At 57.9% G+C, this 23,509-nt stretch carries 19 protein-coding genes and 1 tRNA gene; 12 read left to right on the top strand and 8 right to left on the bottom strand.

The features are described 5' to 3' along the window. Positions 1–14: 14 nt before the first annotated feature. From xerD to lysS, 5 genes are all read left to right on the top strand, one after another. Positions 15–911 carry a site-specific tyrosine recombinase XerD gene (gene xerD / locus QRD42_RS01270; protein WP_072569842.1) on the top strand — a complete coding sequence of 299 codons (897 nt, stop codon included), beginning with the start codon at positions 15–17 and terminating at the stop codon, positions 909–911. Between the two features lie 23 nt (positions 912–934). Continuing rightward, entirely contained in the window at positions 935–1,645 is a 711-nt protein-coding gene (gene dsbC / locus QRD42_RS01265) for a bifunctional protein-disulfide isomerase/oxidoreductase DsbC (RefSeq protein WP_321988012.1), read from the top strand. 5 nt (positions 1,646–1,650) lie between these two features. Further along, positions 1,651–3,384: a single-stranded-DNA-specific exonuclease RecJ gene (recJ, locus tag QRD42_RS01260; protein ID WP_318363778.1), complete on the top strand. Its 1,734-nt coding sequence runs from the start codon at positions 1,651–1,653 to the stop codon at positions 3,382–3,384. A 91-nt stretch (positions 3,385–3,475) separates the two neighbouring features. Beyond that, positions 3,476–4,574, top strand: a protein-coding gene (prfB, locus tag QRD42_RS01255; RefSeq protein ID WP_321988011.1) for a peptide chain release factor 2 whose coding sequence is annotated in 2 segments (ribosomal slippage) — positions 3,476–3,550 and positions 3,552–4,574 — 1,098 coding nt in all. Because the reading frame shifts where the segments join, the coding sequence is not laid out codon by codon here. 9 nt (positions 4,575–4,583) lie between these two features. Next, positions 4,584–6,101 carry a lysine--tRNA ligase gene (lysS, locus tag QRD42_RS01250; RefSeq protein ID WP_321988010.1) on the top strand — a complete coding sequence of 506 codons (1,518 nt, stop codon included), beginning with the start codon at positions 4,584–4,586 and terminating at the stop codon, positions 6,099–6,101. Positions 6,102–6,147: 46 nt separating this feature from the next. Here lysS and idi read toward each other — a convergent pair whose 3' ends face one another. Then, entirely contained in the window at positions 6,148–6,696 is a 549-nt protein-coding gene (idi, locus tag QRD42_RS01245; RefSeq protein ID WP_321988723.1) for an isopentenyl-diphosphate Delta-isomerase, read from the bottom strand. A gap of 160 nt (positions 6,697–6,856) precedes the next feature. Between idi and actS the strand changes: the two genes are divergently transcribed. Further along, the gene (gene actS, locus QRD42_RS01240) at positions 6,857–7,621 is read left to right on the top strand and encodes an amidase activator ActS (protein WP_199775941.1); all 765 of its coding nucleotides are present in this window, start codon (positions 6,857–6,859) and stop codon (positions 7,619–7,621) included. A gap of 80 nt (positions 7,622–7,701) precedes the next feature. Then, positions 7,702–7,775 (top strand) — tRNA-Gly (locus tag QRD42_RS01235). 3 nt (positions 7,776–7,778) lie between these two features. On the opposite strand, the gene QRD42_RS01230 is transcribed toward QRD42_RS01235, so the two are convergent. Genes QRD42_RS01230 through QRD42_RS01200 form a run of 7 tightly spaced genes read right to left on the bottom strand, consistent with a single transcriptional unit; the run spans position 7,779 to position 19,138 of the window. Continuing rightward, positions 7,779–9,980 (bottom strand): glycoside hydrolase family 2 protein, encoded by a 2,202-nt coding sequence (locus QRD42_RS01230; protein ID WP_321988009.1) that lies wholly within the window; start codon positions 9,978–9,980, stop codon positions 7,779–7,781. Then, positions 9,970–12,642, bottom strand: coding sequence for a response regulator (locus QRD42_RS01225; RefSeq protein ID WP_321988722.1), 2,673 nt, complete (start codon positions 12,640–12,642; stop codon positions 9,970–9,972). The genes QRD42_RS01230 and QRD42_RS01225 overlap by 11 nt, the downstream gene beginning before the upstream one ends. Next, entirely contained in the window at positions 12,642–13,076 is a 435-nt protein-coding gene (locus QRD42_RS01220; RefSeq protein WP_321988008.1) for a globin, read from the bottom strand. Before QRD42_RS01220 ends, QRD42_RS01225 begins: the two co-directional genes overlap by 1 nt. Further along, positions 13,073–14,467 carry a DUF3131 domain-containing protein gene (locus QRD42_RS01215; protein WP_321988007.1) on the bottom strand — a complete coding sequence of 465 codons (1,395 nt, stop codon included), beginning with the start codon at positions 14,465–14,467 and terminating at the stop codon, positions 13,073–13,075. The genes QRD42_RS01220 and QRD42_RS01215 overlap by 4 nt, the downstream gene beginning before the upstream one ends. Continuing rightward, positions 14,452–15,999 carry a DUF3131 domain-containing protein gene (locus tag QRD42_RS01210; RefSeq protein WP_072569852.1) on the bottom strand — a complete coding sequence of 516 codons (1,548 nt, stop codon included), beginning with the start codon at positions 15,997–15,999 and terminating at the stop codon, positions 14,452–14,454. The genes QRD42_RS01215 and QRD42_RS01210 overlap by 16 nt, the downstream gene beginning before the upstream one ends. After that, complete coding sequence (locus QRD42_RS01205) at positions 15,996–17,327, bottom strand: DUF3131 domain-containing protein (RefSeq protein WP_072569853.1); 1,332 nt, start codon at positions 17,325–17,327, stop codon at positions 15,996–15,998. Before QRD42_RS01205 ends, QRD42_RS01210 begins: the two co-directional genes overlap by 4 nt. Next, the gene (locus tag QRD42_RS01200) at positions 17,324–19,138 is read right to left on the bottom strand and encodes a glycosyltransferase (RefSeq protein ID WP_321988006.1); all 1,815 of its coding nucleotides are present in this window, start codon (positions 19,136–19,138) and stop codon (positions 17,324–17,326) included. Before QRD42_RS01200 ends, QRD42_RS01205 begins: the two co-directional genes overlap by 4 nt. Positions 19,139–19,417: 279 nt before the next feature. Between QRD42_RS01200 and opgC the strand changes: the two genes are divergently transcribed. The 5 genes from opgC to QRD42_RS01175 all read left to right on the top strand — a co-directional run. Further along, positions 19,418–20,635, top strand: coding sequence for an OpgC domain-containing protein (gene opgC, locus QRD42_RS01195; protein WP_072569855.1), 1,218 nt, complete (start codon positions 19,418–19,420; stop codon positions 20,633–20,635). Between the two features lie 11 nt (positions 20,636–20,646). Further along, positions 20,647–21,546 (top strand): hypothetical protein, encoded by a 900-nt coding sequence (locus QRD42_RS01190; RefSeq protein WP_072569856.1) that lies wholly within the window; start codon positions 20,647–20,649, stop codon positions 21,544–21,546. A gap of 8 nt (positions 21,547–21,554) precedes the next feature. Beyond that, entirely contained in the window at positions 21,555–22,760 is a 1,206-nt protein-coding gene (locus QRD42_RS01185) for a PP2C family protein-serine/threonine phosphatase (RefSeq protein ID WP_321988005.1), read from the top strand. Further along, a complete protein-coding gene (locus QRD42_RS01180; RefSeq protein WP_072569858.1) occupies positions 22,760–23,104 on the top strand; it encodes an STAS domain-containing protein in 345 nt (114 codons plus the stop codon). The genes QRD42_RS01185 and QRD42_RS01180 overlap by 1 nt, the downstream gene beginning before the upstream one ends. Next, positions 23,094–23,509 (top strand): ATP-binding protein (locus QRD42_RS01175; protein ID WP_321988004.1); only part of this gene is annotated, 416 nt, incomplete at its 3' end. The genes QRD42_RS01180 and QRD42_RS01175, both read left to right, overlap by 11 nt.

Below are 23,509 nucleotides of genomic sequence, written 5' to 3'. Positions count from 1 at the left end.
AATAAGGGGCAATGATGGAACAGGATCTCGCACGCATAGAACAATTTCTCGATGCCCTGTGGCTGGAACGCAATGTGGCTGAAAACACATTGAGCGCCTATCGTCGCGATCTGCGTATGCTTGTCGAGTGGCTGCACCACAGAAACAGCGATGTGCTCAGCGTGCAGCATGACGATTTACAGGCGCTGCTGGCCGAGCGCGTCACCGGCGGCTACAAAGCGACCAGCTCCGCCCGTTTACTGAGCGCGATGCGCCGTTTTTTCCAGTATCTTTATCGGGAAAAGGTGCGTACTGACGATCCCAGCGCCGTTCTGGCATCGCCAAAACTGCCGCAGCGCCTGCCAAAAGATCTGAGCGAGGCGCAGGTCGAGCGCCTGTTGCAGGCGCCGCTTACCGATCAGCCGCTGGAGTTACGTGACAAAGCCATGCTGGAAGTGTTGTATGCTACCGGCCTGCGCGTGTCGGAACTGGTCGGGCTGACAATGAGCGACATCAGTTTGCGTCAGGGCGTAGTGCGGGTGATCGGTAAAGGTAACAAAGAACGGCTGGTGCCGCTGGGGGAAGAAGCGGTCTACTGGCTGGAAAACTACCTGGAGCACGGGCGGCCCTGGCTTTTAAACGGCGCGTCAGTGGATGTGCTGTTTCCCAGTAGTCGCGCCCAACAAATGACCCGTCAGACGTTCTGGCATCGTATTAAGCATTATGCCATCCAGGCGGGCATAGACAGTGAAAAGCTTTCGCCGCACGTGTTGCGACATGCCTTCGCCACGCATCTGTTAAACCATGGCGCTGATTTGCGCGTCGTGCAGATGCTGCTCGGGCACAGCGATCTCTCCACCACGCAGATTTATACGCATGTGGCAACGGAACGCTTGCGGCAACTCCATCAACAGCACCACCCACGCGCGTGATGCTGACTTATTAAGGATGTGAAATGAAAAAGAGTTTGATGATGTTCACCCTGCTGGCGGCGTTCAGTTCCGCGGTTCAGGCCGACGATGCGGCCATTAAGCAGACGCTGGCGAAGCTGGGCGTGCAGAGCACGGAAATTCAGCCATCACCCATCAGCGGTATGAAAACCGTGCTGACTAACAGCGGCGTGCTGTACGTCACTGAAGACGGCAAACATATGATCCAGGGGCCGCTGTATGACGTGAGCGGCCCGCAGCCGATCAACACCACCAACAGCATGCTGATGACGCATCTCAACGCGCTGGAAAAAGAGATGATCGTTTATAAAGCGGCGAACGAAAAACACGTTATCACCGTGTTTACCGACATCACCTGTGGTTACTGCCACAAGCTGCATGAGCAGATGGCGGATTACAACGCGCTGGGTATTACCGTGCGTTATCTGGCGTTCCCGCGTCAGGGTATGCAGAGCGAAGCGGCAGACAACATGAAGGCCATCTGGTGCGCCAAAGATCGTAATAAAGCCTTTGACGATGCGATGGCGGGCAAAGGCGTGAAGGCCGCAAGCTGTGATGTCGACATTGCCGACCAGTATGCCCTTGGCGTGCAGTTTGGCGTGAGCGGCACGCCGGCGATTGTGCTGAGCAATGGCTATGTCGTGCCGGGCTATCAGGCCCCTCAGGAGATGAAAACCTTCCTGGACGAACATAAAAAACAGACCGGCGGTAAATAATTTTCGTGAAACTTCAGAGACAACTTCGCCGCCGCGAGCCGGATCCGGCGGCAAATCTGCCGGATAACCTGCCGCCCCTGTTACGGCGTCTGTATGCCAGCCGCGGCGTGGTATCGCCTGCGGAGCTGGAGCGCGGCGTAAAAGGGATGCTGCCCTGGCAGCAACTGAGCGGCGTGGAGAAGGCCGCGGAGCATCTGTATCAGGCGTTTAAGCAGGGGCTGCGCATTATGGTGGTCGGCGATTTTGATGCCGATGGCGCCACCAGCACCGCGCTGAGCGTGCTGGCGATGCGGTCGATGGGCTGTCCGAACGTCGCCTATCTGGTGCCGAACCGCTTTGACGATGGCTACGGCTTAAGCCCGGAAGTGGTCGATCAGGCCCATGCCCGTGGCGCGCAGCTGATCCTCACCGTGGATAACGGCATTTCGTCCCATGCGGGCGTGGAGCGCGCCCATGAACTGGGGATTCCGGTGCTGGTGACCGATCATCATCTGCCCGGCGACACGCTGCCGGATGCAGAAGCCATCGTTAACCCGAACCTGCGCGACTGCGCCTTCCCGTCGAAATCGCTGGCGGGCGTCGGAGTGGCCTTTTACCTGATGCTGGCGCTGCGCACCCATCTGCGCGATCAGGGCTGGTTTGAGGCGCAGGGGATAGCGATCCCCAATCTGGCCGAGCTGCTGGATCTGGTGGCGCTGGGTACGGTAGCCGACGTGGTGCCCCTGGATACCAACAACCGTATTCTTACCTGGCAGGGCTTAAGCCGTATCCGCGCGGGCAGGTGCCGACCCGGTATTAAAGCGCTGCTGGAAATCGCTAACCGCGACGCGCAAAAACTGGCGGCCAGCGATCTGGGCTTTGCCCTTGGCCCGCGCCTGAACGCCGCAGGTCGACTGGATGACATGTCGGTCGGCGTGGCACTGTTGCTGTGCGATAACGTCGGCGAAGCCCGCGTGCTGGCCAGCGAACTGGATGCGTTAAACCAGACGCGCAAAGAGATTGAACAGGGGATGCAGGCGGAAGCGCTGGCGCTGTGCGAAAAGCTGGAGCGCAGCAGCGAAGCCCTTCCCGGCGGGCTGGCAATGTATCACCCAGAATGGCACCAGGGCGTGGTGGGGATTCTCGCCTCCCGCCTGAAAGAGCGCTTTAACCGCCCGGTGATCGCCTTTGCCCCTGCGGGTGAGGGCCTGCTGAAAGGTTCGGGCCGCTCTATCCAGGGGCTGCATATGCGCGATGCGCTGGAGCGGCTTGATACGCTCTATCCGGGCATGATGCTCAAATTCGGCGGCCACGCGATGGCGGCCGGGCTGTCGCTGGAAGTGGCGCGCTTCGACGAGTTCCAGCAGCGCTTTGGCGCGCTGGTGACCGAATGGCTGGATCCGGCGCTGTTACAGGGGGAGATCGTCTCCGACGGCCCGCTGGACGCGCAGGAGATGACGCTTGGCGTCGCCGAAATGCTGCGTGATGCCGGGCCCTGGGGGCAGATGTTCCCGGAGCCGCTGTTCGATGGGCGCTTTCGCCTGTTGCAGCAGCGCATCGTTGGCGAACGCCATCTGAAAGTAATGGTGGAGCCGGTCGGCGGCGGTCCTCTGCTGGACGGCATCGCCTTTAACGTCGACACCAGCATCTGGCCGGATAACGGCGTGCGGGAAGTAAGCCTCGCCTATAAACTGGATGTAAATGAGTTTCGCGGCAATCGCAGCGTTCAGCTGATTATCGACGACATCTGGCCAATTTAGCGCCAGTATTCGCTATAAAACAGGGCGTAATTCCGGTAGAATTCCGCTCTTATAACCGCATTTTGACAAGTCCAATAAAAGAAAACAGACCATGTTTGAAATCAATCCGGTAAAAAACCGCATTCAGGACCTCACGGAGCGCTCGGACGTTCTTAGGGGGTATCTTTGACTACGATGCCAAGAAAGAGCGTCTGGAAGAAGTAAACGCCGAGCTGGAACAGTCGGACGTCTGGAACGAACCTGAACGCGCACAGGCGCTGGGTAAAGAGCGTTCCTCCCTCGAAGCCATCGTCGAAACCCTGGATCAAATGCGCCAGGGTCTGGAAGACGTCGCTGGCCTGCTTGAGCTGGCCGTGGAAGCCGACGACGAAGAAACCTTTAACGAAGCCGTGGCTGAGCTGGACGGGCTGGAAGAGAAGCTGGCGCAGCTTGAATTCCGCCGTATGTTTTCCGGTGAATACGACAGCGCCGACTGCTACCTGGATATCCAGGCCGGTTCCGGCGGCACAGAAGCCCAGGACTGGGCGAGCATGCTGACCCGTATGTATCTGCGCTGGGCCGAAGCCCGCGGCTTCAAAACTGAAATTATCGAAGAGTCGGAAGGTGAAGTGGCGGGTATCAAATCCGTGACCATCAAGATTTCCGGCGATTACGCTTACGGCTGGCTGCGTACCGAAACCGGCGTTCACCGCCTGGTGCGTAAGAGCCCGTTCGACTCTGGCGGTCGTCGCCATACGTCGTTCAGCTCCGCGTTCGTTTACCCGGAAGTGGATGACGATATTGATATTGAAATCAACCCGGCGGACCTGCGTATCGACGTTTACCGTGCCTCCGGTGCGGGCGGTCAGCACGTTAACCGTACGGAATCGGCGGTGCGTATTACGCACATCCCGACCAATACCGTCACGCAGTGCCAGAACGACCGCTCTCAGCATAAGAACAAAGACCAGGCCATGAAGCAGATGAAAGCGAAGCTTTATGAACTGGAAATGCAGAAGAAAAACGCTGAGAAACAGGCGATGGAAGACAACAAGTCCGACATCGGCTGGGGCAGCCAGATCCGTTCTTATGTGCTGGACGACTCCCGCATCAAAGACCTGCGTACCGGTGTTGAAACCCGTAACACGCAGGCGGTGCTGGATGGCAGTCTGGACCAATTTATTGAAGCAAGTTTGAAAGCAGGGCTATGAGGAACCAACATGTCTGAACAACAAGCACAGGGCGCTGAAACCGTAGTTGATCTGAACAATGAACTGAAAGCTCGCCGCGAAAAGCTGGCACAACTGCGTGAGCAGGGTGTTGCGTTCCCGAACGATTTCCGTCGCGATCATACCTCTGACCAGCTGCATGCCGCCTACGACGACAAAGAGAACGAAGAGCTGGAATCGCTCGGCATTGAAGTCGCCGTAGCTGGACGTATGATGACCCGCCGCGTAATGGGTAAAGCTTCGTTCGTCACCCTGCAGGACGTGGGCGGTCGCATCCAGCTGTACGTCTCCCGTGACGATCTGGCTGAAGGCGTCTATAACGAGCAGTTCAAAAAGTGGGACCTCGGTGACATCCTCGGTGCGCGTGGCAAGCTGTTCAGGACAAAAACCGGCGAGCTGTCCATTCACTGCACTGAGCTGCGTCTGCTGACCAAAGCTCTGCGCCCGCTGCCGGACAAATTCCACGGCCTGCAGGATCAGGAAGCGCGCTATCGTCAGCGCTACCTGGATCTCATCGCTAACGAAGAATCCCGCAACACCTTTAAAATTCGCTCGCAGATCATGGCCGGTATTCGCCAGTTCATGGTAAGCCGCGACTTTATGGAAGTGGAAACCCCGATGATGCAGGTCATCCCGGGCGGCGCGTCTGCGCGTCCGTTTGTGACCCATCACAATGCGCTTGATCTGGACATGTACCTGCGTATCGCGCCGGAACTGTACCTCAAGCGTCTGGTGGTCGGCGGTTTTGATCGCGTGTTTGAAATCAACCGTAACTTCCGTAACGAAGGCATCTCCGTACGTCACAATCCAGAGTTCACCATGATGGAACTCTATATGGCGTATGCGGATTACAAAGATCTGATCGAGCTGACCGAGTCCCTGTTCCGTACCCTGGCGCAGGATATTCTGGGCAGCACCAAAGTGCCGTACGACGACCAGGTCTTTGACTTCGGTAAACCGTTCGAAAAACTGACCATGCGCGAAGCGATCAAGAAATACCGTCCGGAAACGGATCTGGCAGATCTGGATAACTTCGACAGCGCGAAAGCCATCGCCGAAAGCCTGGGCATCAAAGTTGAGAAGAGCTGGGGTCTGGGCCGCATCGTGACCGAGATCTTCGAAGAGACCGCCGAAGCGCATCTGATCCAGCCGACCTTCATTACTGAATATCCGGCTGAAGTCTCTCCGCTGGCGCGTCGTAATGACGAGAACCCGGAAATCACCGACCGCTTTGAGTTCTTCATCGGCGGACGTGAAATCGGTAACGGCTTTAGCGAGCTGAACGATGCGCAGGATCAGGCTAAACGCTTCCAGGATCAGGTTGACGCGAAAGCGGCGGGCGACGACGAAGCCATGTTCTTCGACGAAGATTACGTCACTGCGCTGGAGCACGGTCTGCCGCCGACTGCCGGCCTCGGTATTGGTATCGACCGTATGGTGATGCTGTTCACCAACCGTCATACCATCCGCGACGTGATCCTCTTCCCGGCTATGCGTCCGGTTAAATAATCACGCGCAACGCGAACAAGCCCTGGCAGCGATGCCGGGGCTTTTTTTATGCGGCGGCGAAAACGCGCAGCCGTTTCCGCACCTCGGGCCGGGCGACCTGCTGCACCATCCACGGACTGAACGCCCAGGGCGTGGCATCCACGGCGCAGAACAGCGCTTCCAGTGTTACCCACTGATGATCCATCACTTCATCGGCATTCACCGCCAGCGGTGTGGTGACGCGCGCGGCAAACACCGGGCAAATTTCATTTTCGACAATGCCTGAAGGATCGGTTTCGCAGTAGCGGAATTCCGGATACACCGGCGCAATGGCGGCGACGGTCGCGCCGACTTCAAACTGGCAGCGACGGATCACCGCGGCGGTAAAATCTTCCCCGCTTTGCGGATGCCCGCATACCGAGTTGGTCCATACGCCCGGCCAGGCTTTTTTGTGCAGGGAGCGGCGGGTAAGCAGGCACTCGCCACGCGCATTGAACAGCCAGCTGGAGAAGGCGAGATGCAGGGGCGTATCGGCATGGTGCGCGGCATATTTTTCCTGCGTCCCGGCCGCCATACCCTGCTCATCCAGTAAAATCACATGTTCCTGCAACATAATCTTTATCCACTCTCAATCCAGCCAGAATAACGGTTCTATTATACGTGAGGGGCAATAAAACGTTTTGCTCTGGCGCGCTTAATCTGGCATGACCAGCGACATTTATTCAGTGAACTGGGTAATAGACGCTAATGCATTTTGCATCGCGGCTGTGGCTGCTATGATATGCAGTCATGCTCATTTGTTCCGGGGAAGTGTTTTGATTGCAGGACGCCTGATGAAAAATCCGTGTCGACTTCTTATCTGCCTGGCGTTCAGCCTGTTGCTGGCGGCATGCTCATCGAAAAACGCCGCCGACGGCGAAACTTACACCGTTAAGCGTGGCGACACCTTATCTAAAATTTCGCGCATGACCGGCACCAGCGTCAAAGAGCTGGCGCGCCTGAACGGGATTTCCCCGCCTTACACTATTGAAATCGGCCAGCGTCTGCGGGTTAACAGCGGCGGGAAATCCGGCGGCTCGGGTAAGGGCGGCAAAACCGCGTCCGCCAGACCGTCAGCTTCCGTGCCCTTAGCCTCCTGGCCGCCGGTGGGACAACGCTGCTGGCGCTGGCCGACGAACGGTAAAATTATCCTGCCGTACTCCTCCGCCGATGGCGGTAACAAGGGGCTGGATATTGCCGGTACGCGCGGACAGCCGGTGTACGCCGCCGGTGCCGGTAAAGTGGTGTACGTCGGCAACCAACTGCGCGGTTACGGCAATCTGATTATGATCAAGCACAGCGAAGACTATATTACGGCCTATGCCCATAATGATTCGCTGCTGGTGAATAACGGCCAGAGCGTGAAGATCGGTCAGAAGATTGCCACTATGGGCAGCACCGACGCCGACTCGGTGCGGCTGCACTTCCAGCTGCGTTATCGCGCCACGGCAATCGATCCGGCGCGTTATCTGCCGCCGCAGGGCAGTCCGCCTAAATGCTAAGCGATTAATATATCGCCAGTTAGCCGCCATGCGGCTTGCCAGACGGTGCGTAAGGTTTATAATGCCCTACGCACCTCAAAGCGGGCGTAGTTCAATGGTAGAACGAGAGCTTCCCAAGCTCTATACGAGGGTTCGATTCCCTTCGCCCGCTCCAGATTTATTCTTTCATCACCCCAGGCTGCACCCTCAACTGATTCTCCCCGACCTTTTTCCCGTGCCTGTCTTCGATCCAGTAATTGATCTCCACGTCCTGTTTATCCGCAGGCGTTACCGTCACCTCCTGCACTTTCTGCCCGGAATCAGCAGGAATAGTCAGGGTGGTTTCACCCTTATCCAGCACGCGCCGATCCTGCTTCACCTGCCATTTCAGTTGGCACTGATCGCAGGCAGACCAGGTATCGTTGATCGCCCACAGCCGCACGGTGGCGGGTTGTCCGGGCTGCCACTGGGCGGTCACAGGTTCAATAGACGGCAGCAGCGGCTGATAGGCTTTTTGCAGCGCGTAATAGCCCGCTTTCGGTTTACGCAAATAATCCACCACGCCCCAGTTGATGGAAGGCCAGGTCTCGACAAACATAAAGTGGAACAGCGCGGTTACCGGCTGATAGCGCTGTCGGCGGTAACTCTCCGCCGCCGTGGCGACCAGTTCCGCCTGATAGGCCTGGGTATTGGCGATCATCTGCTGCAAATTATCGCCGCGCGGGATTTTGGCGAACTTAAAGGTCTGGAAAGGCTGGAAGTTGTGGTATTTCCAGCGCGTCCAGCCGGGATCGTCGGCGGCGGTGGTTTTCGGCCAGCGCACTTCTGGCGGAATAATGGTCTTCAGGGTCGACAGCCGCGGCAGCGCCTGCGCGCCGAATTCAGTAATAATAGCGGTTTTAGCCGGGCCAAGCAGATCGCGGATGGTGCCGAAATACCATCCGGCCCAGTAGTGCTCTTCGACTGCCGAAAAGCGCCGCACGATGCGCGAGTTATCGGTCGCCAGCGCATCCGCTACTTTATCCGTCAGGGCGCGGTTTAAATCCTTATGCCAGTCGGGGAAGCGTTTTTCCATCCACGGCGAGTTCCAGGGCGGTTCGTTATGGCCGCCCCAGACGATAATGGCAGGCGAGTTGCCGAACTGATCCACCATCTCCCGGGTCTGGCGTACCGCGTTGTCGGCGAAAGCGGCGCTGTTATCGTAGCCCCATTGCAGCGGCACATCCTGCCAGATCATCAGCCCCATCTCGTCCGCCACCTCATAGAGCCCGCGGCCCGCCACATGACCGTGAACGCGGATGGCGTTGGCGTTCATCTCCTCCACCAGCCGGAAATCCCGGCGGTATTTTTCCCGCGTCATGGTACTGAGCCACGGCGAGCCGATATAGTTGGTTCCTTTGATAAACAACCGCTTGCCGTTAATAAGCCAGCCTTTATTCTCCGGCTGTTCTTCCACTTTGCGCAGGCCGGTGCGCGTGACGGCGGTATCCATGAGCCCCTGGCTATCCGTCAGCGAGGCGCGTACCCGATATAAATGCGGTTTGCCGGATCCTTTCGGCCACCAGAGTTTTGCGGCCTTCATCGGCAGATCCACGTTCAGCGTACGGGCGCTGCCGTCCGTTTTCTCCAGGGTGACAGGAAATTCCTGCTGAAAGCGCTGGCCGTTAAAATTAGCAGGAGCCGCGTTCAGGCGCAGTGTGGCGCTGCCGCCTTCAAGGGCACGGTAGCGGATCGTCGCCTGCAACGCGGGATTGTCCAGCCCCTGACGCCAGTCCGGGCGCAGGATGATTTCATCAATAGTTGCGCCCCTGCTGAGATGCAGTCTCACCGGTGCCCAGATACCCCCTGAGTTGGCATCCTGCCCCTCCGGCGACCAGGCGCCGCCTGGCCGACTATCGTGCTGATTAAGCACGCCCTTCATCAAGGCTTTATGCAGCGGCCAGATTTTCTTCGGATCTTCGAACGGGCTATCCACTTTTACCGCCAGCTTATTATGACGACGCAGTGATTTAGTGACATCCACCGCGAAGCGCTGGAAATAGCCTTCATGACGGGTCAGCGCCTGACCATTGAGCGTCACATCCGCAAAGTAATCGACGCCGTCAAACACCAGCGTGGCCATGGTATCTGCGGGCTGCGCGGGCAGGGTGAAGGCATGGCGGTACATCAGCGCCCCCTGATGATCGTACCCGGCGCTGTACCAGTTAGCCGGAACCTTTAGCGCCCGCCAGCCCGCGGTGGAGGCGGTGGTGCCATCAAAAGCGCTGTCATTCGCGTCATGCACCTGCCACTGTCCGGCGAGGGACCAGGTCACAGGCACCGTGGTCGCCCGGGCCAGCGGGACGAGGGCGACCAGCAACAGCATGATATTACGCACCATTTTTTACCTCCTGCGCTCGGCGTTGCAGCCACGCCATAATGCGACTGGCCTCGGCGTACAGGCCATCCCGCAGGGTTTTCAGTTCGTCGTCATCCAGCGTCTGCGCATCGCTTTCCAGCTGTTGCAGCAGTTGCGTGAGATGCCCGAAATCCAGCGCCATGGCTTCGCCGCGCAGTTTATGGGCAGCCCGGCGCAGGCCGTCGCGGTCATGGCTGTTCATGGCCTGTACAATCGTCGCCAGCGCCTCATCCAGTCCCTCGCGGAACAGAGCTAATAACTCGTCCACCAGCTCCGCATCGTCGGCGCACTGCTTCAGCAGGCGGGCCTCGTCCGGCAGCCCCTGTTCCGGCGGGCGGCAGACACGCAGGATCTCATCCTGCAACGCGTCCTGGGTGACGGGTTTGGCGATATAGCCGTCAAAGCCCATCGCCAGGCAGCGCTCTTTGTCCCCCTGCATGGCGTGAGCGGTCATGGCGATGGCAGGCTGATGCGTCTGCTGCTCTTCCCGCAGCAGGCGGATGGCGGTTTCGCCGTCCATCTCCGGCATCTGTAAATCAATGAGCAGCACATCCCAGCGGGCCGCGCGCCAGCGTTCCAGCGCTTCACGACCGTTATTCACCACCTCGCACTCATGCCCGAGCCGCTCCAGCAGCCGCCGGGCAACTTTCTGGTTAACGAGATTATCTTCCGCGAGCAATACGTGCAGCCCCTGGCGCGCGGTTTCAGGCGCGGCCTGTGGGGCGGGCGGCGGCGGTGTCTCCTCCGCAGGCGGCACCGGCGCAAGCACGCTGGCGATCACCTGATGCAGTTCATGCTGGGCAACCGGCTTATGCAGATAGTGGGCAATGCCGATGCGTTTGAGCATTTTTGCGTCGAAATGGCGGCTCATTGAGCTGAGCATAATGATATGGCTGTGGCTGGTCTGCGGCAGCACCGACAGCTCCAGCGCCAGGGAGACGCCGTCCATGTCCGGCATCTGCGCATCCAGCAGGATCAGCGGCCATGGCGTTCCCGACGCCGCCAGTCGCAGGGCGTCGGCGGCGTTATTGACGCAGGTGGGTTGCAGTCCCATCAGGCTAAGCATGGTATCAAGCAGGCGCAGGTTGGTGCTGTTATCATCCACTACCAGTACCCGTTCGCCGTTAAAGCGCGCCAGGGTTGAGCGGCTGGCGGTTGAGGCCTGCTGACTGGTGAGCGGAATGGTGAAGGCAAACTCGCTGCCCGCGCCGGGTTCACTGGTGACCGACAGCTCACCGCCCATGATCTTCACCAGCCTGGCGGAGATGGTCAGCCCCAGCCCGGTGCCGCCATAGCGACGGGTGGTTGAGCTATCGGCCTGGCTGAAGGCTTCAAAAATGGCTTTCTGCTTGTCCGGCGGAATGCCGATGCCGCTGTCGCGCACCCGGAAGCGCCAGTGACCTGCGCTGTCGGCAGGCTCGATGGCCAGCAGCACTTCCCCCTGCGGGGTAAATTTCAGCGCGTTACCCAGTAAATTGGTGAGGATCTGCCGCAGCCGGGTACCGTCCGCTATCAGCACTTCCGGCACCGTAGGGGCAATATCCACCAGCAGTTCGATGCTTTTTTCGCTGGCGGCGGGCATATGCGGGCGGATCAGCGACTGGACGAACGGGCGAATTTCCACCGGCGCTTCGTCCAGCATCACCTTGCCCGCTTCGATTTTAGAGAAGTCGAGAATGTCGTTGATGATATGCAACAGCGACTGGGCCGAGCTCATCACCAGCGAAAGATACTCCCGCTGATCCGCCGTCAGCGGCGTGTCCAGGCAGAGCTGGGTCATGCCTAAAATGCCGTTCATCGGCGTGCGGATCTCATGGCTCATATTAGCGAGAAAGGCGCTTTTCGCCTCGTTCGCCTCGCGCGCGACTTTTGCCGCTTCAATGGCGAGCAACTCGGCTTCCTTGCGCCGGGTAATATCCTGAAGCGTGCCGATAACCCGCTCCGCTTCACGATCAATGGTCATGGTCACCACCTGCCCGGAAAGCAGCATCCAGCGCCATTCCTGGTCGGGATGACGCACACGGATCTCGCACTCGAAGACCGGCATATGATCTTTTTTCGAGGAGGCCAGCGCCTGGCGCAGGGTGGCGCGATCCTCCTCATGCACCAGATTCAGCAGAAAACGCACCGGATGGTGCCACTGCCCCCGGGACTGCCCGACCATCGCCAGCAGGGTATCGTTGACCTGCAGGGTATCCTGCGATACCTGCCAGTCCCAGATGCCGATCTGGATCGACTCGGCGGTCAGTAAAAAATCTTCATGCAGCTGGTGGCGGGAACGGCGGGCCTGATCGAGCTGGGTAATGTCGCTGTGCAGGCTGACGATGCCGCCATCCGGCAGGCGCTGATGCTGCACATATAACTGCCGTTGCCCGGACTGGCGCACTTCATAATGATATTTCTGACGGCAGTTACGGATAATGGTTTCACGAAGGCTCTGGCGTTTGGCGGGATCGATGTTGTACACCGCATCGATAAATTTTTCGGCAAGCTCTTCCAGCGTGGCACCGGCGGTAAGCCAGGGGCCGATCACCGGATAAAGCTGCGTGACTTTATCATTCCAGGCCTGCAGTCGTTCGGCAGAATCATAGATCATCACCGCCACCGGCAGCGCATTCAGATCGAAGCAGGACGATGCGTTCATCATACCTCCTGTGCCCGGTAGTGCAGCTCTGCCTGACGGCGCAGATACTCCAGCCCCGGCGCAATCGCCATCGCCCAGGCGGTGAGGATCTCGTCGTCACACTCGGGATCCCGAAGGTGAACGGTGTTCAGCATCGCCTCGCGCCAGAGGGCAAAAAAGCGCGGCGGCAGACGCAGGCCGTCATGGCTCTGCTCGCGGGCCAGGCGTTCGAGAAAATCCGGTACAAACAGCACGCCGTCCACGGCGAGCATGGCGAAAAACGTTTTGTACATCATCTGCGGCCCTTCCTCATCGGGCTGGCGGGAGAAGTGCAGCTCCGTCTCGGGCGTCATGTGTTTGAAAGCGTCGTAAAAGGTCTGAAAAAAACTCTTTTTATCGTTTTCAGGGATCACCCGGTTGAGGCTCGCCTCAAAGAGATCGCGGTAAAACTTCATGGCGCGGCCCTCGCAGCACGTTCACCCGGCAGGCACAGTCCGGGCGGGTTAAATTCATCCGCCAGACGGCGTGAGAAGTAGCTGTCCTGCTCCATCAGGCCATTTTTAAACAGCGGCCCGGCATTGTGTTTATAGAGCAGCGCTTCCAGCACCATGGCATTAGTGGAGAGCGTAAGGGATTTATTGATGTCGCCGGTGGCCTCGACGCGGCCTTCAAACCAGCCCTTTTGCGGATCGTTAAGATGACGGGTCACCGCCATCAGCGCGTCGGTATAATCGGTGTCCCATAGCGTCCAGAGGGTAAAGACCGCTTTGGTCGATACCTGCGACAGCCGCGGATAGTCCCGGCCATCGTCCCCCAGGGTATTCCAGGCGTAGCCATTGCCCCACACGGTATCTTCGACATGCCAGGGGGCCTGGCCGAGTGAAAAATCGGCGCGGGCGGTCAGCACTTTGTCTGTTTCCCAGCGTGATTTCTGGGTGAGCCATACCCGCTCGGCCCGCGTGCGCAGGGTACTCTGGAACTCAGACGGCAGGCCCGGCGGTTCCCAGCCGAATTCCAGCCCCGGCAGCATATAGGGGAGGGTGGTAATGAGCGACGGCTGCCAGGTGGTACGGGGATCCCGGGCGTCAACGGCGAGGCTGCGCTGGTAGATGATCACGTTGCGTGACGGCGGGGTAAAGGCCTTGCCGACCGGGAATCCCCACAGGCGGAACGCGCTGGCGGCATATTCACTTTCCCCCAGCCGCAATTCTTCGCGCACCACCGGCTGGCCGTTTTGCAGCGACGAGGACCAGAGTTCGCCCTCTTTATCCATCACCGGACAAAAATTCCAGCGCAGGATTATTTTATCCAGATACTCGCGATACTGCGGTGCGCGCTCGGCGGTGAGGCGCAGCGCCAGCATCAGGCGCGCCATATCTCTGGCGGACCAGCCGCTTTTTACCGGTTTTCCGCTGAAGTCGATAAGGGTGGCGCTCTGGGTGGAATAGAGCCGTCCCGGCGTACGCTGCTCGCTGAGCATCAGGCGATTAAGGGTACCAAGCAGCCGCGTCAGACGGGCATCAAACTCATCCTCCTTAATCAGATCCAGCTCGCGGGCAGCCAGCAGGGCGATCAGCGTGTCGCCCATCTGCCACAGGGTGACGCGGGGTTGTTTATCGCTGCCGTTGACCAGCCCGGTCTGCGGCTGGGTGTTATTGACGAAATAGCGCCAGGCGATGCCTGCCCACTCCTGCTCCTGCGGCGTCAGACGGTCAATACGCGCGCTGCTATGCCAGCCGCCTTTCGTCAGCCAGCGCCATCCCGCCCCGTCGCGGCTAAAAAGCGCAAAGGCGATAAGCAGGACAATCAAAATTCCCGCCAGCCAGCGGCTCAGGGTTTTAAACATTGCGCCGTCACCGGAGGAAGTTTCACGGGCTCATCCGCCTTACAGGAGGAGCACTGGCAGGCCTGGCACGCAGGTTTAGTGCGCTGGCTGGTGCCGGTCTGTTCGCACCAGGTTTTCACCGCCGGGGTACTCTCCAGGAACGGACGATTCCGTTTGGTGTTGTTCTCCTCAAACTGATCGACAAGTTTCTTCTCCCACAGGGAGGGCGCGAACTGGCGATCTTTCGGGTTATCGCTGTTAAATTGCAGCAGCTTGCCCTCTTTTTTGAACAGCAGCGCCTCCAGCATGATGCCGTTATTGTTGGCGGTGAACTCTTTAATCGGGCCGTCGCCGTTTTCATACAGCCCTTCGTAATAGCCTTTGCCCTCTTCGTTGGCGTTTTCAATGGTGGTGAGTAACCGATCCGTGTAAGGCGAATCCCATAGCGCCCACATGCCGAGGGCCGCTTTTAGCGACACCGCAGCGGTATTAGGAACATATTGTCCTTTATCGGTTATGGTGTTCCAGTTAAAGCCATCGCTGAACACGGTGTCGTAGACAAAGTACGGTGATTTATCGAGCTGGTGCTCCGAACGGGCGGTTAAAATGCCGGTAATGGCGTAGCGGTTCTCCTGCGCCTGATAGACACGGTCGGCGAAGTCTTTCATCCACGCGAGGGAATAATCGCGCGGGCTGTTATCGCGATCCGTCGGGTTATCGAAACCAAACTCCAGGCCGTAAAGCAGGTAGGATTCGGTTACCACATAGTTATGTTGACTGGTACGACGGGGATCGCGTGAATCGTACGGCACCAGCACGCAGTAAATTTCTGCCAGCTCATAGGGTTCCGGTCGGCTTGACTGGCAGGTGCTGAATCCCCATAAACGGAAGCCCGCCGCGCCATATTCCTCATAGCCCAGACGTCCTTCCTGAACATATTTGGGCTGGCCGTTTTCCAGATAAGCGCCGTATAACATGCCGCAGGGATCCACGGCATGGCTGAAGTCCCAGCCCAGCACGATATTATCCACGCTGTTGCCATATTCCGGATAACGCTCTTTGATGACCCTCAACCAGATCAGCATCCTGCCAATGTCCAGCGCTGAAAAGCCGATCTCGCCGGGTTTGTTCTGGTAGTTCACCTTCTGCCCGCTGATGGTGTTGTAGGCCTTGTTAGGGAGCTCATCACGGAACAGCACCAGTTTATTCAGCGTGGCAAGCAATTTGATCATGCGCCGATCGAATTCCGCCTTATCAATAATCCCCAGCTCGCGGGCTGCGGTCATCGCCGCCATATAAGACGCGCTGTCCCACATGGTGGTGGACGGGTATTTGTTTACCGCGTTCACCAGCCCGGTGGTGGGCTGGTAGTTGGAGACGAAATATTGCCAGGCGTTTTTCGCGATGGCCATTTCCCGCGCGCTCAGCTCGCCGCTGCGGGGATCGTAGCCGGAAGCAGGTAATTCAGTGGCCGCCCGTGCGCCCGAGATCGCCAGCCAGAACGCCACCAATCCGGCCAAAAGTGGGAAAAAGAACAAGCATTTCAGCTTCATGGCGTAGCTCCTGCTGAAGAAGTGGATCGGGATGCGTCGTTAAAACAGGCCAGGCACAGCATCTGGCCGTGGGCAATGTACGCCAGGCTTTCAAGGACCACCGCATTGGTATCGGCGTCAATCACCTTATTCACGCTGTTATTCAGATTCAGGCCGCGCTGCCAGCCTTTGCCGGGTACCTGTAACGGCTGCACCTGCTGGCGTAACGCCTCGCTCCAGCTGTTGCGGAACAGGGCATACCAGGCAAAGGCGGAGCGGGTGGAGGTGATGGCAGTCTGCTCCGGGGTGGCATCGAGCAGGGCGCTGTTTTGCAACGGCTGGCGATCCGGCAGATCGTTGACGTAGTCCGGCGCAGGCTCGGCATAATCGGTACTGATGGGCGGTTTACGCACCCGCAGGCTGTTGCGGCGCTGCTGAATTTGCATAATGCGCCAGGTGATTTCCGCGCTTTGCGCGTCAAAGCCCAGTTCGAGGCCGGTTAACAGATAGGGCAGGCTAATGAGCGACGGCTGTTTGCCCCAGGGGGTGCGCAACCCTTCGTCCGGCACCATCACGCCATCGATGTCGATCATCTGCTGTCCTTCCGGCGGATTCGTTACCGCCAGCCCGGCGGCGCTGTCGATCAGCCGCAGCGTGTGGCTGGCATACAGCCGGTAGCCGTAGCTGTTGCGCGGCTCGTCTGTGTTCAGCGCCCAGTGATGCAGCGGCGCGGCGGCCTGGGTGGCGGTGCTGGTGACCACCATCGCCCCGGTGTTCCACTGGTTAAAGAGATCGCGAATGGCGGGAGCGTGCTGGGGATAGCGCCACAGCAGCGTTTGCAGGGCGTTCAGCAATCGTCCCATGCCGATGGCGGAGGTATCCGGTTTTCCCAGCATTTTCAGCGTGTCGGCGTGGTAATAAGCGGCGGGCACGCCCTGCGGATTCAGCGGCAACTGACCGAGGGTAAAGAGGGCGGCAGTAACGCGCTCGTCAAACTCGGCGGCAGTCAGAATGTTAAGCTGTTTTGCCGCGCTCAGGGCAAACAGGTAGCTGCCGGTACTCCACAGGCTGAACCAGGGTTCGCGATCGTGGGCGTTCGCCAGGCCATTAGGCTGGGTGTTGTTGACGTAATACTGCCAGGCCACCCGCGCCCAGATCGCCTCATCAAAGGTCAGCTCGCGGGAGGCGGGCAGCGGCGGAAAATCCTTGCTGAGGCTCAGCCCGCCGCTGCTTTCAACGCGCGAGGGCATCTGGTGCTCCACCCATACCACAATGGCAAACCCGAGCAGAAAACCCAGCAGGATAGTGAGATAGCTGCGGGCGGAAAGCAGGGCGTCACGCGTTCTCATTGGCTGGCTTCCTCTTCAGCAGGTGTCCATATGGCGGCGAGGATCAGGGGCAACATGGCGGCGATATTCACCGCGCCCCAGAAAATATTGATCACGTAGCCGGAAGGATCATCCACCTGTCCGCGCGCCACCTGGATCCCGCCCCAGATCAGCCCCGCCAGGGTTAACACCACGATGGCGATCTGCGGTTTCACCAGATAGAGAAAACGCCCGGTCTGCCGCTCTTTCGGCGTTACGTGGAATTTGATCTGCTCGCCGCGCAGCACGGTATTAAGCGCCCGCAGGTTCATCGAAAAGAAGGAGAGGTAAGAGGCGCGGCCATCCCAGGCGGAAATCCCCCAGGTGCCGAACATAAACGCCAGTTCCGAGAAGATGAAAAAAGGCAGAAAGTGCAGGTAAAAGGGAGTTGACCAGGCGGAAACCGGCGGAATGCCGGTGAACAGATAGATAATGGGCGATACCAGAAAGACCGTATTCCACACGCAGGCCATATAGGACCAGAAGGTAGTGGCGTACATGAGCGTCTGCGGCAGCGACAGCTTAAAACGGCGTCGGCTGAAAATGTTGTCATGAAACAGAATGTCCAGCGAGCCAGCGGCGTATTTAAAGCGCTGGATCATCCACGTCAGCATGTCCTGCGGCGAGAGCATTTTGGATTCGATGCGCGGGTGCATCACGGAGCGCCAGTTACGCGCCGCGTCGCCGTGCAGCAGGATGGAGGTATAAATATCTTCCGAGACGTGAAATTTATAGGGAGTGAGTTCGGTATCAAAGGCGACATGTGGGCGCATAGCGTCCTGTAAGGCTTCCCGCGTGGCAGGATCGCGGATGTCGCGGGTGTGGCGGGAAATCTCTTCTTCCACCGTCCATACATAGCTGCGTAACGCCGCCTGCATCACCGCTTCGCGGCGATGAATGGACGCCGCGCCGCAGCAGAAAGCGGCGTTAGCCCAGTTACGCCGCCGCAGGATCACGTCATAAAACATGCGCGGATCGTTGAAAAAGGGATCGCGGCCAATGGTGATCGGGCCGACGATTTTTTGCGCCAGCCAGCCGAGGCCGTAGCCAGGCTTGCCCGCTTTACGCCCCAGCCAGCGCGCCAGGCTTTCCCCTTCCGGCAGGTCGTAAAACCACTGCGGCGTCTGCACCCAGGCGACATCCGGATCGCGGAAATAGCCCAGCGTATGGCTGAGCAGTGTCGGGAAGACCCGCGTGTCCGCATCGCAGATAACAATAAAATCGCCGTCGGTTTGCTCAAGGCCGTTACGCAGATTGCCGGCCTTATAACCGATATTGGTCTGACGGGTGATGTAATTAACACCTTCTTCATCGCAGACGGCTTTCATCTCCGGCCGCCGTCCGTCGTCCAGCACATGCACCTGATAATCGAGCGGAAAGGGGTACTGCATTTTCATCGCATCGCGGATGGACAGCCTGACCAGCTCGACGTCCTCAGAATAGGTGGCGATGAACAGATCCACTTTCACCGGCCGCTGCTCCACCGCGTCTTCAGCCAGCAGGCAGTCGTTGATCTCCGCGGGCGGCGGGTTCTGCGGCGGATCCTCTTCTTTCCAGATATTGATGGTAAATAATACTGTGCCGATCCAGGCGAAGGTTTCCGCCAGCACCAGCGGCACGGCGTACCACAGCGCATCGGTATTCAGAGAGGCAGTCCAGCGCCAGTAAATATAATTGCCGCCCAGAATAAGCGCCGCTACCGCTAATACCTGCCAGGTCATCATCACCCAGCGCGGTGTTTTAAGCGGTTCAGGCGGCCTGCGATTTTCAAAACGGGAAAAGTAAAAATCCATAGCGGTGGATATCCTGCTTCCGTGATGATGAATTATTGATGCATTACAGGCACCGGCCTGCCCGGAAAAGTAAAGTCAAAACAAAACGAAAAGTAAATTAAGTGTAGAAGCCCGTAAAAAAGTGTCCAGCAGAATAAATTGCCATAATTTAGCCGGGCTTAACTTACTATCATTGTCACTAAATAAAAAATGAGTGCCGATGAATAATTGCCAGAACCATTTATTTAAGCTAAATAAATAATTTGAAACATTTTTTTGGGATGAGTGTAAGGGAAACCTATGAGCCAGATTGCGCCAGCGCTACCAAAAAAAGAAACTGAAAAATCAGTGTCATGGCGCTATGCGATCCCGGGCAACCGCGATCTGCGTATTGACCTGATGCGTGGCATTGCGCTGGTAATGATGGTGGTGGCGCATACCGAATTACTCTCTGTTTTTAATATTTTCACCTGGGAACGATTCGGCTTAACTACTGGTGCTGAAGGCTTTGTTATTCTTTCAGGATTTATGCTTGGCATGTTAAATCGCGCCCGTCTGCAGAAAGTGGTATTGCTTACTGTATCGTGGGGACTTTATCTGCGGGCATGGAAAATATATCGCGTAAATATCATTATTATAGTTTCCTTCTTATTGCTGGGGTATTTGCCGTTTATCAATGTTTTTGAAGTCACCCATTTTACCGATCGCTTTTCCGGTACCACCTGGTCCCTTTATCCGGTCACACCGCAAATCAAAGAAACCTGGTTTAATATCATTCTCTATTTGCAGATAGGCCCGCATCAGACGCAAATTCTCGGCCTGTATATTTTTTTGTTGCTGTTAAGCCCACTATTTCTGGGGATGCTGAGTAAAGGGAAAGTGTACTGGCTGTTAAGCCTCTCACTGCTGGTGTACGGCTGCTGGCAGCGCTGGCCGCTGCGCGTTACGCCGTCCGAATTTGAGTTCGCCTTTCCGCTGCTGGCCTGGCAATTTATCTTTGTGCTGGGCATGTGCAGCGGCTGGTACAAAGAAGAGTTGCTCTCTTTTGCCCGCACGCCCTCCGGCAAAGTGGTGGTGGTTGCCATGGTGGTGATCGCCCTTATCCTCGCTTTTGTCGCCCAGAACCATACTAACCCCTTTATGCCGCACGCCCTGCTGATGCATGTGATTTCCCCTGCCGATTTCAACGCCTTTTATCATACCTGGGCGGCGAAAAACGGCCTCGGGCCGGTGCGGGTGCTGAATGATATTTGTCTGATGGTGACGGTCTATTTGCTGCTCAGCTGGTGCTGGCTGCCGATTTATCGCGTGGCGGGGTGGTTTCTCATCCCGCTGGGACAACGCTCGCTTTATACCTTCATTTTGCATGTCTATGTGGTGCTGCTGGTGAGCCAGTTTGTGACCTTCGATTTATGGCGGCAGGCATGGATCGAAAACACCCTCATTCACGCGGCCGCGCTGGGCGTGTTATGGCTGATGGCGAAATACAACGTCGCCGCTCGCTGGATCCCTAACTAAGGAAAGGCAGTATGCGTGAGAAATTCTTGCTGGCCTGCGCGCTGCTATCGGCCGCCACCGCAACGGCCGCAGCGGAAGCAGACAAAAAAGAGACTTTACGGGATGAAGCCGGCGAACCGGTGCAGGTGGGGGTTTTCACCAGCCGCTGGGGACGGCTTTTCTCCGGTAATGAGGATAAATTTTCCGGGGCGCTGAGCTTCACTTCAGGGCTGAAGGAGCAGAGGATCGCCATTCCTAACAGTTCATCCACGGCGGAGCAGAAAAAGAAATACAACCAGACGCTGAACCTCAGCCTGCAATATTCGCCCTACAGCTTCTGGTTCGCTAACGTCACTTCCCGTCTGCCGGTGACGGATACCAGCCGTTACACGGCGGATTTCCGCTACAGTTTTGGCTATGACGACTGGCACGCCAATACCGTTAGCCTGGTCTACAGCAACTATGGCGACAATCACTTCTGGACCTCCGGCAGCCGCCGTAATACCTATTTTGAGCAGGGCGCCGTGACGCTGGCCTATAAATTCTCGCTGCCAAAGCCCGTGGAAAACGCGCTGTTGATCAATAAAGGCGACTCCATTATCTGTCAGGCGGGCTACAGCTGGGTGCCGCGCTATTACGATTTAAGCAGCAACGATATCCGCAAAAACAAAAACGTCATGCTGGGCGGCTGCGGTTATACCTTCAAACAGCATTTCTTCGTGCGCGCCACGGCGTTCTGGTATCCCGACAGCAGTCAGCAGCAGCCGTGGAACGGCGATTACAGCTACAGTTTTGGCTATGCGGGCTATACGCCGGGATCTTTTTCCGTGCAGTACGCCAACTATTCCGGCACGCGTTATCCGGGTCATCAGACCGGCAATGGGAAATTTCGTGAAGGCACGGTCAGCCTTACCTGGTTCTTACCGCTATAGGGGATACCATGTCGCCACAACAGGTTCTGGTTGTTGAAGATTCACCGGTTTACCGTCGTCTGCTGGTACGGATGTTGGCCCAGTGGGGCTATGCGGTGAGCGAGGCGGAAAACGGCATCGCCGCGCTGCATATTCTGGAAACCCAGCCGGTGAGTATGGTGATCAGCGACTGGGAAATGCCGGAGATGGATGGCCTGACGCTGTGCCGGGAGATCCGTAGCCGCCAGTTTGGTCACTATATTTATGTCATCCTGCTCACCGCGCGGGAAAATACCGGCGATGTGACCCTCGGCTTTGATGCGGGCGCGGATGATTTTCTCAGTAAGCCCGTCGAGCAGGCAGAGCTGCGGGCGCGGCTGCACGCCGGGGCTCGTATTCTGACGCTGGAGGCGACGCTGGCGGCGCACAACACGCGGCTTAGCGAAGCGCTGCGGCAGATTGAGCTGGATCTGGAAGCGGCGGCGCGTATTCAGCACTCGGTACTGCCGTCCCACCAGTTGCGCTATCAGGATTTTTTTTCCGACTGGCTGTTTTTGCCCTCGGCCTGGGTATCGGGGGACATTTTCAACGTCTTTCCGCTGGATAACCATCTGGCGTTTTACTGCGTCGATGTTTCGGGCCACGGCGTCGGCGCGGCCATGATGTCCCTTGCCGTTGCGCGTCAGTTTCTGCACGGCCGGGCAGTGGAGCGTTTTTTATTTGCCGATAATGGCGAGGTGGCATCCCCCGCCGATGTGGTGCAGATCCTCAACAGCCGTTTTTGCAGCGAAGAGGCAGAGATCATGAGCTACTTCACGATGATTTATGGCGTGATTGATCTCGACAGCGGTCAGGGGCGGCTGTGCCAGGCCGGACACCCGACGCCCTTTATCGTCACCCCGAACGGCGACGCGCGCGCCGTGGGCAGCGGCGGCGCGCCTGTGGGCTTAATGCCCAATCTCAGTTGGGAGGATGTGCACTTCTCGCTGGCTGCGGGCGAGCGGCTGTGCCTGTTCAGCGATGGTATTACCGAATGTGAGGATCCGACCGGCACGCAGTTCGGCCCGCAATCTTTACAACACTGGCTGCAAAGTCACACAACACTGCCGCTGGACGAACTGCTGGCGCAGTTTGGTCAACATTTGATCCGCTGGCGCAACGGTGAAGGCGATGGCGATAACGCGATGGCCGACGATGTTTCACTGCTGCTGATCGAGCGAAAAGGAGAAGCGTAATGCACATTGATACTGAACGACATCTGAACATGAATATCCTCACTCCTTCAATCCGCCGCCTCGACGCCTCCGTTGCCGCGGCCTTCAAAGAGGCGATCATGCGGGAAGTGGGGGAAGATCGTAAGGCGCTGATCATGGATTTCAGCAAAATTGATTTTATCGACAGTAGCGGCCTCGGCACCCTGGTGTCGCTGATGAAAATGATGAACGGCAGGGGAGAAATGGCGCTGTGCAGCATGAACGCCGGGATCCGCAATATGTTTACCCTCACGCGTATGGATCGTATTTTCCGCATCTGCGCCGATCGCGCCGCGGCCGTCGAGCAGCTGAACCATGGCGGATAAACAGCGTTTTGCGGCGTCGCTCCGCTCGCTTACGCCGCTGGCCGGGTGGCTGGCAAACCATATGGCGGATCTGCCGGTGCAGGAGGAGTGGCAGTTCGCCCTTGATTTAGCCGCCTGCGAGGCGGCCACCAATATCATTCGTTATGCCCTGCACGAGGACGACAGCCGATCCTTTAGCGCCGAATTTTCCGCCACGGACGAAGAGGTCTGCCTGCGCTTTACCGACAGCGGCGACGCCATGCCTGACGGGCTGATTGAGGCGGCGCGCGCGACAGACTTTGCGGAGATGTCGCCGCTGATGGAAAGCGGCCGGGGACTGAAGCTGATCTTGCTGTGCGTCGATACTTTCGATTACGCGCGCGAGGCAGACCGCAATATCACCACGCTGATAAAAAAGGTGGAAGG

Source organism: Enterobacter sp. PGRG2, assembly GCF_030291195.1.
Lineage (GTDB): Bacteria > Pseudomonadota > Gammaproteobacteria > Enterobacterales > Enterobacteriaceae > Enterobacter_D.
This window is presented reverse-complemented; position numbering and strand designations above follow the sequence as displayed.

Excerpts from the sequence above, each read along its gene's own strand:
- opgC (WP_072569855.1), top strand. The coding sequence starts at position 19,418 with ATGAGCCAGATTGCGCCAGCGCTACCAAAAAAAGAAACTGAAAAATCA.
- QRD42_RS01205 (WP_072569853.1), bottom strand. The coding sequence starts at position 17,327 with ATGAGAACGCGTGACGCCCTGCTTTCCGCCCGCAGCTATCTCACTATC.
- lysS (WP_321988010.1), top strand. The coding sequence starts at position 4,584 with ATGTCTGAACAACAAGCACAGGGCGCTGAAACCGTAGTTGATCTGAAC.
- QRD42_RS01225 (WP_321988722.1), bottom strand. The coding sequence starts at position 12,642 with ATGAACGCATCGTCCTGCTTCGATCTGAATGCGCTGCCGGTGGCGGTG.
- QRD42_RS01200 (WP_321988006.1), bottom strand. The coding sequence starts at position 19,138 with ATGGATTTTTACTTTTCCCGTTTTGAAAATCGCAGGCCGCCTGAACCG.
- actS (WP_199775941.1), top strand. The coding sequence starts at position 6,857 with ATGATATGCAGTCATGCTCATTTGTTCCGGGGAAGTGTTTTGATTGCA.
- QRD42_RS01220 (WP_321988008.1), bottom strand. The coding sequence starts at position 13,076 with ATGAAGTTTTACCGCGATCTCTTTGAGGCGAGCCTCAACCGGGTGATC.
- QRD42_RS01230 (WP_321988009.1), bottom strand. The coding sequence starts at position 9,980 with ATGGTGCGTAATATCATGCTGTTGCTGGTCGCCCTCGTCCCGCTGGCC.
- QRD42_RS01210 (WP_072569852.1), bottom strand. The coding sequence starts at position 15,999 with ATGAAGCTGAAATGCTTGTTCTTTTTCCCACTTTTGGCCGGATTGGTG.
- QRD42_RS01190 (WP_072569856.1), top strand. The coding sequence starts at position 20,647 with ATGCGTGAGAAATTCTTGCTGGCCTGCGCGCTGCTATCGGCCGCCACC.
- QRD42_RS01185 (WP_321988005.1), top strand. The coding sequence starts at position 21,555 with ATGTCGCCACAACAGGTTCTGGTTGTTGAAGATTCACCGGTTTACCGT.
- QRD42_RS01215 (WP_321988007.1), bottom strand. The coding sequence starts at position 14,467 with ATGTTTAAAACCCTGAGCCGCTGGCTGGCGGGAATTTTGATTGTCCTG.
- dsbC (WP_321988012.1), top strand. The coding sequence starts at position 935 with ATGAAAAAGAGTTTGATGATGTTCACCCTGCTGGCGGCGTTCAGTTCC.
- xerD (WP_072569842.1), top strand. The coding sequence starts at position 15 with ATGGAACAGGATCTCGCACGCATAGAACAATTTCTCGATGCCCTGTGG.
- QRD42_RS01180 (WP_072569858.1), top strand. The coding sequence starts at position 22,760 with ATGCACATTGATACTGAACGACATCTGAACATGAATATCCTCACTCCT.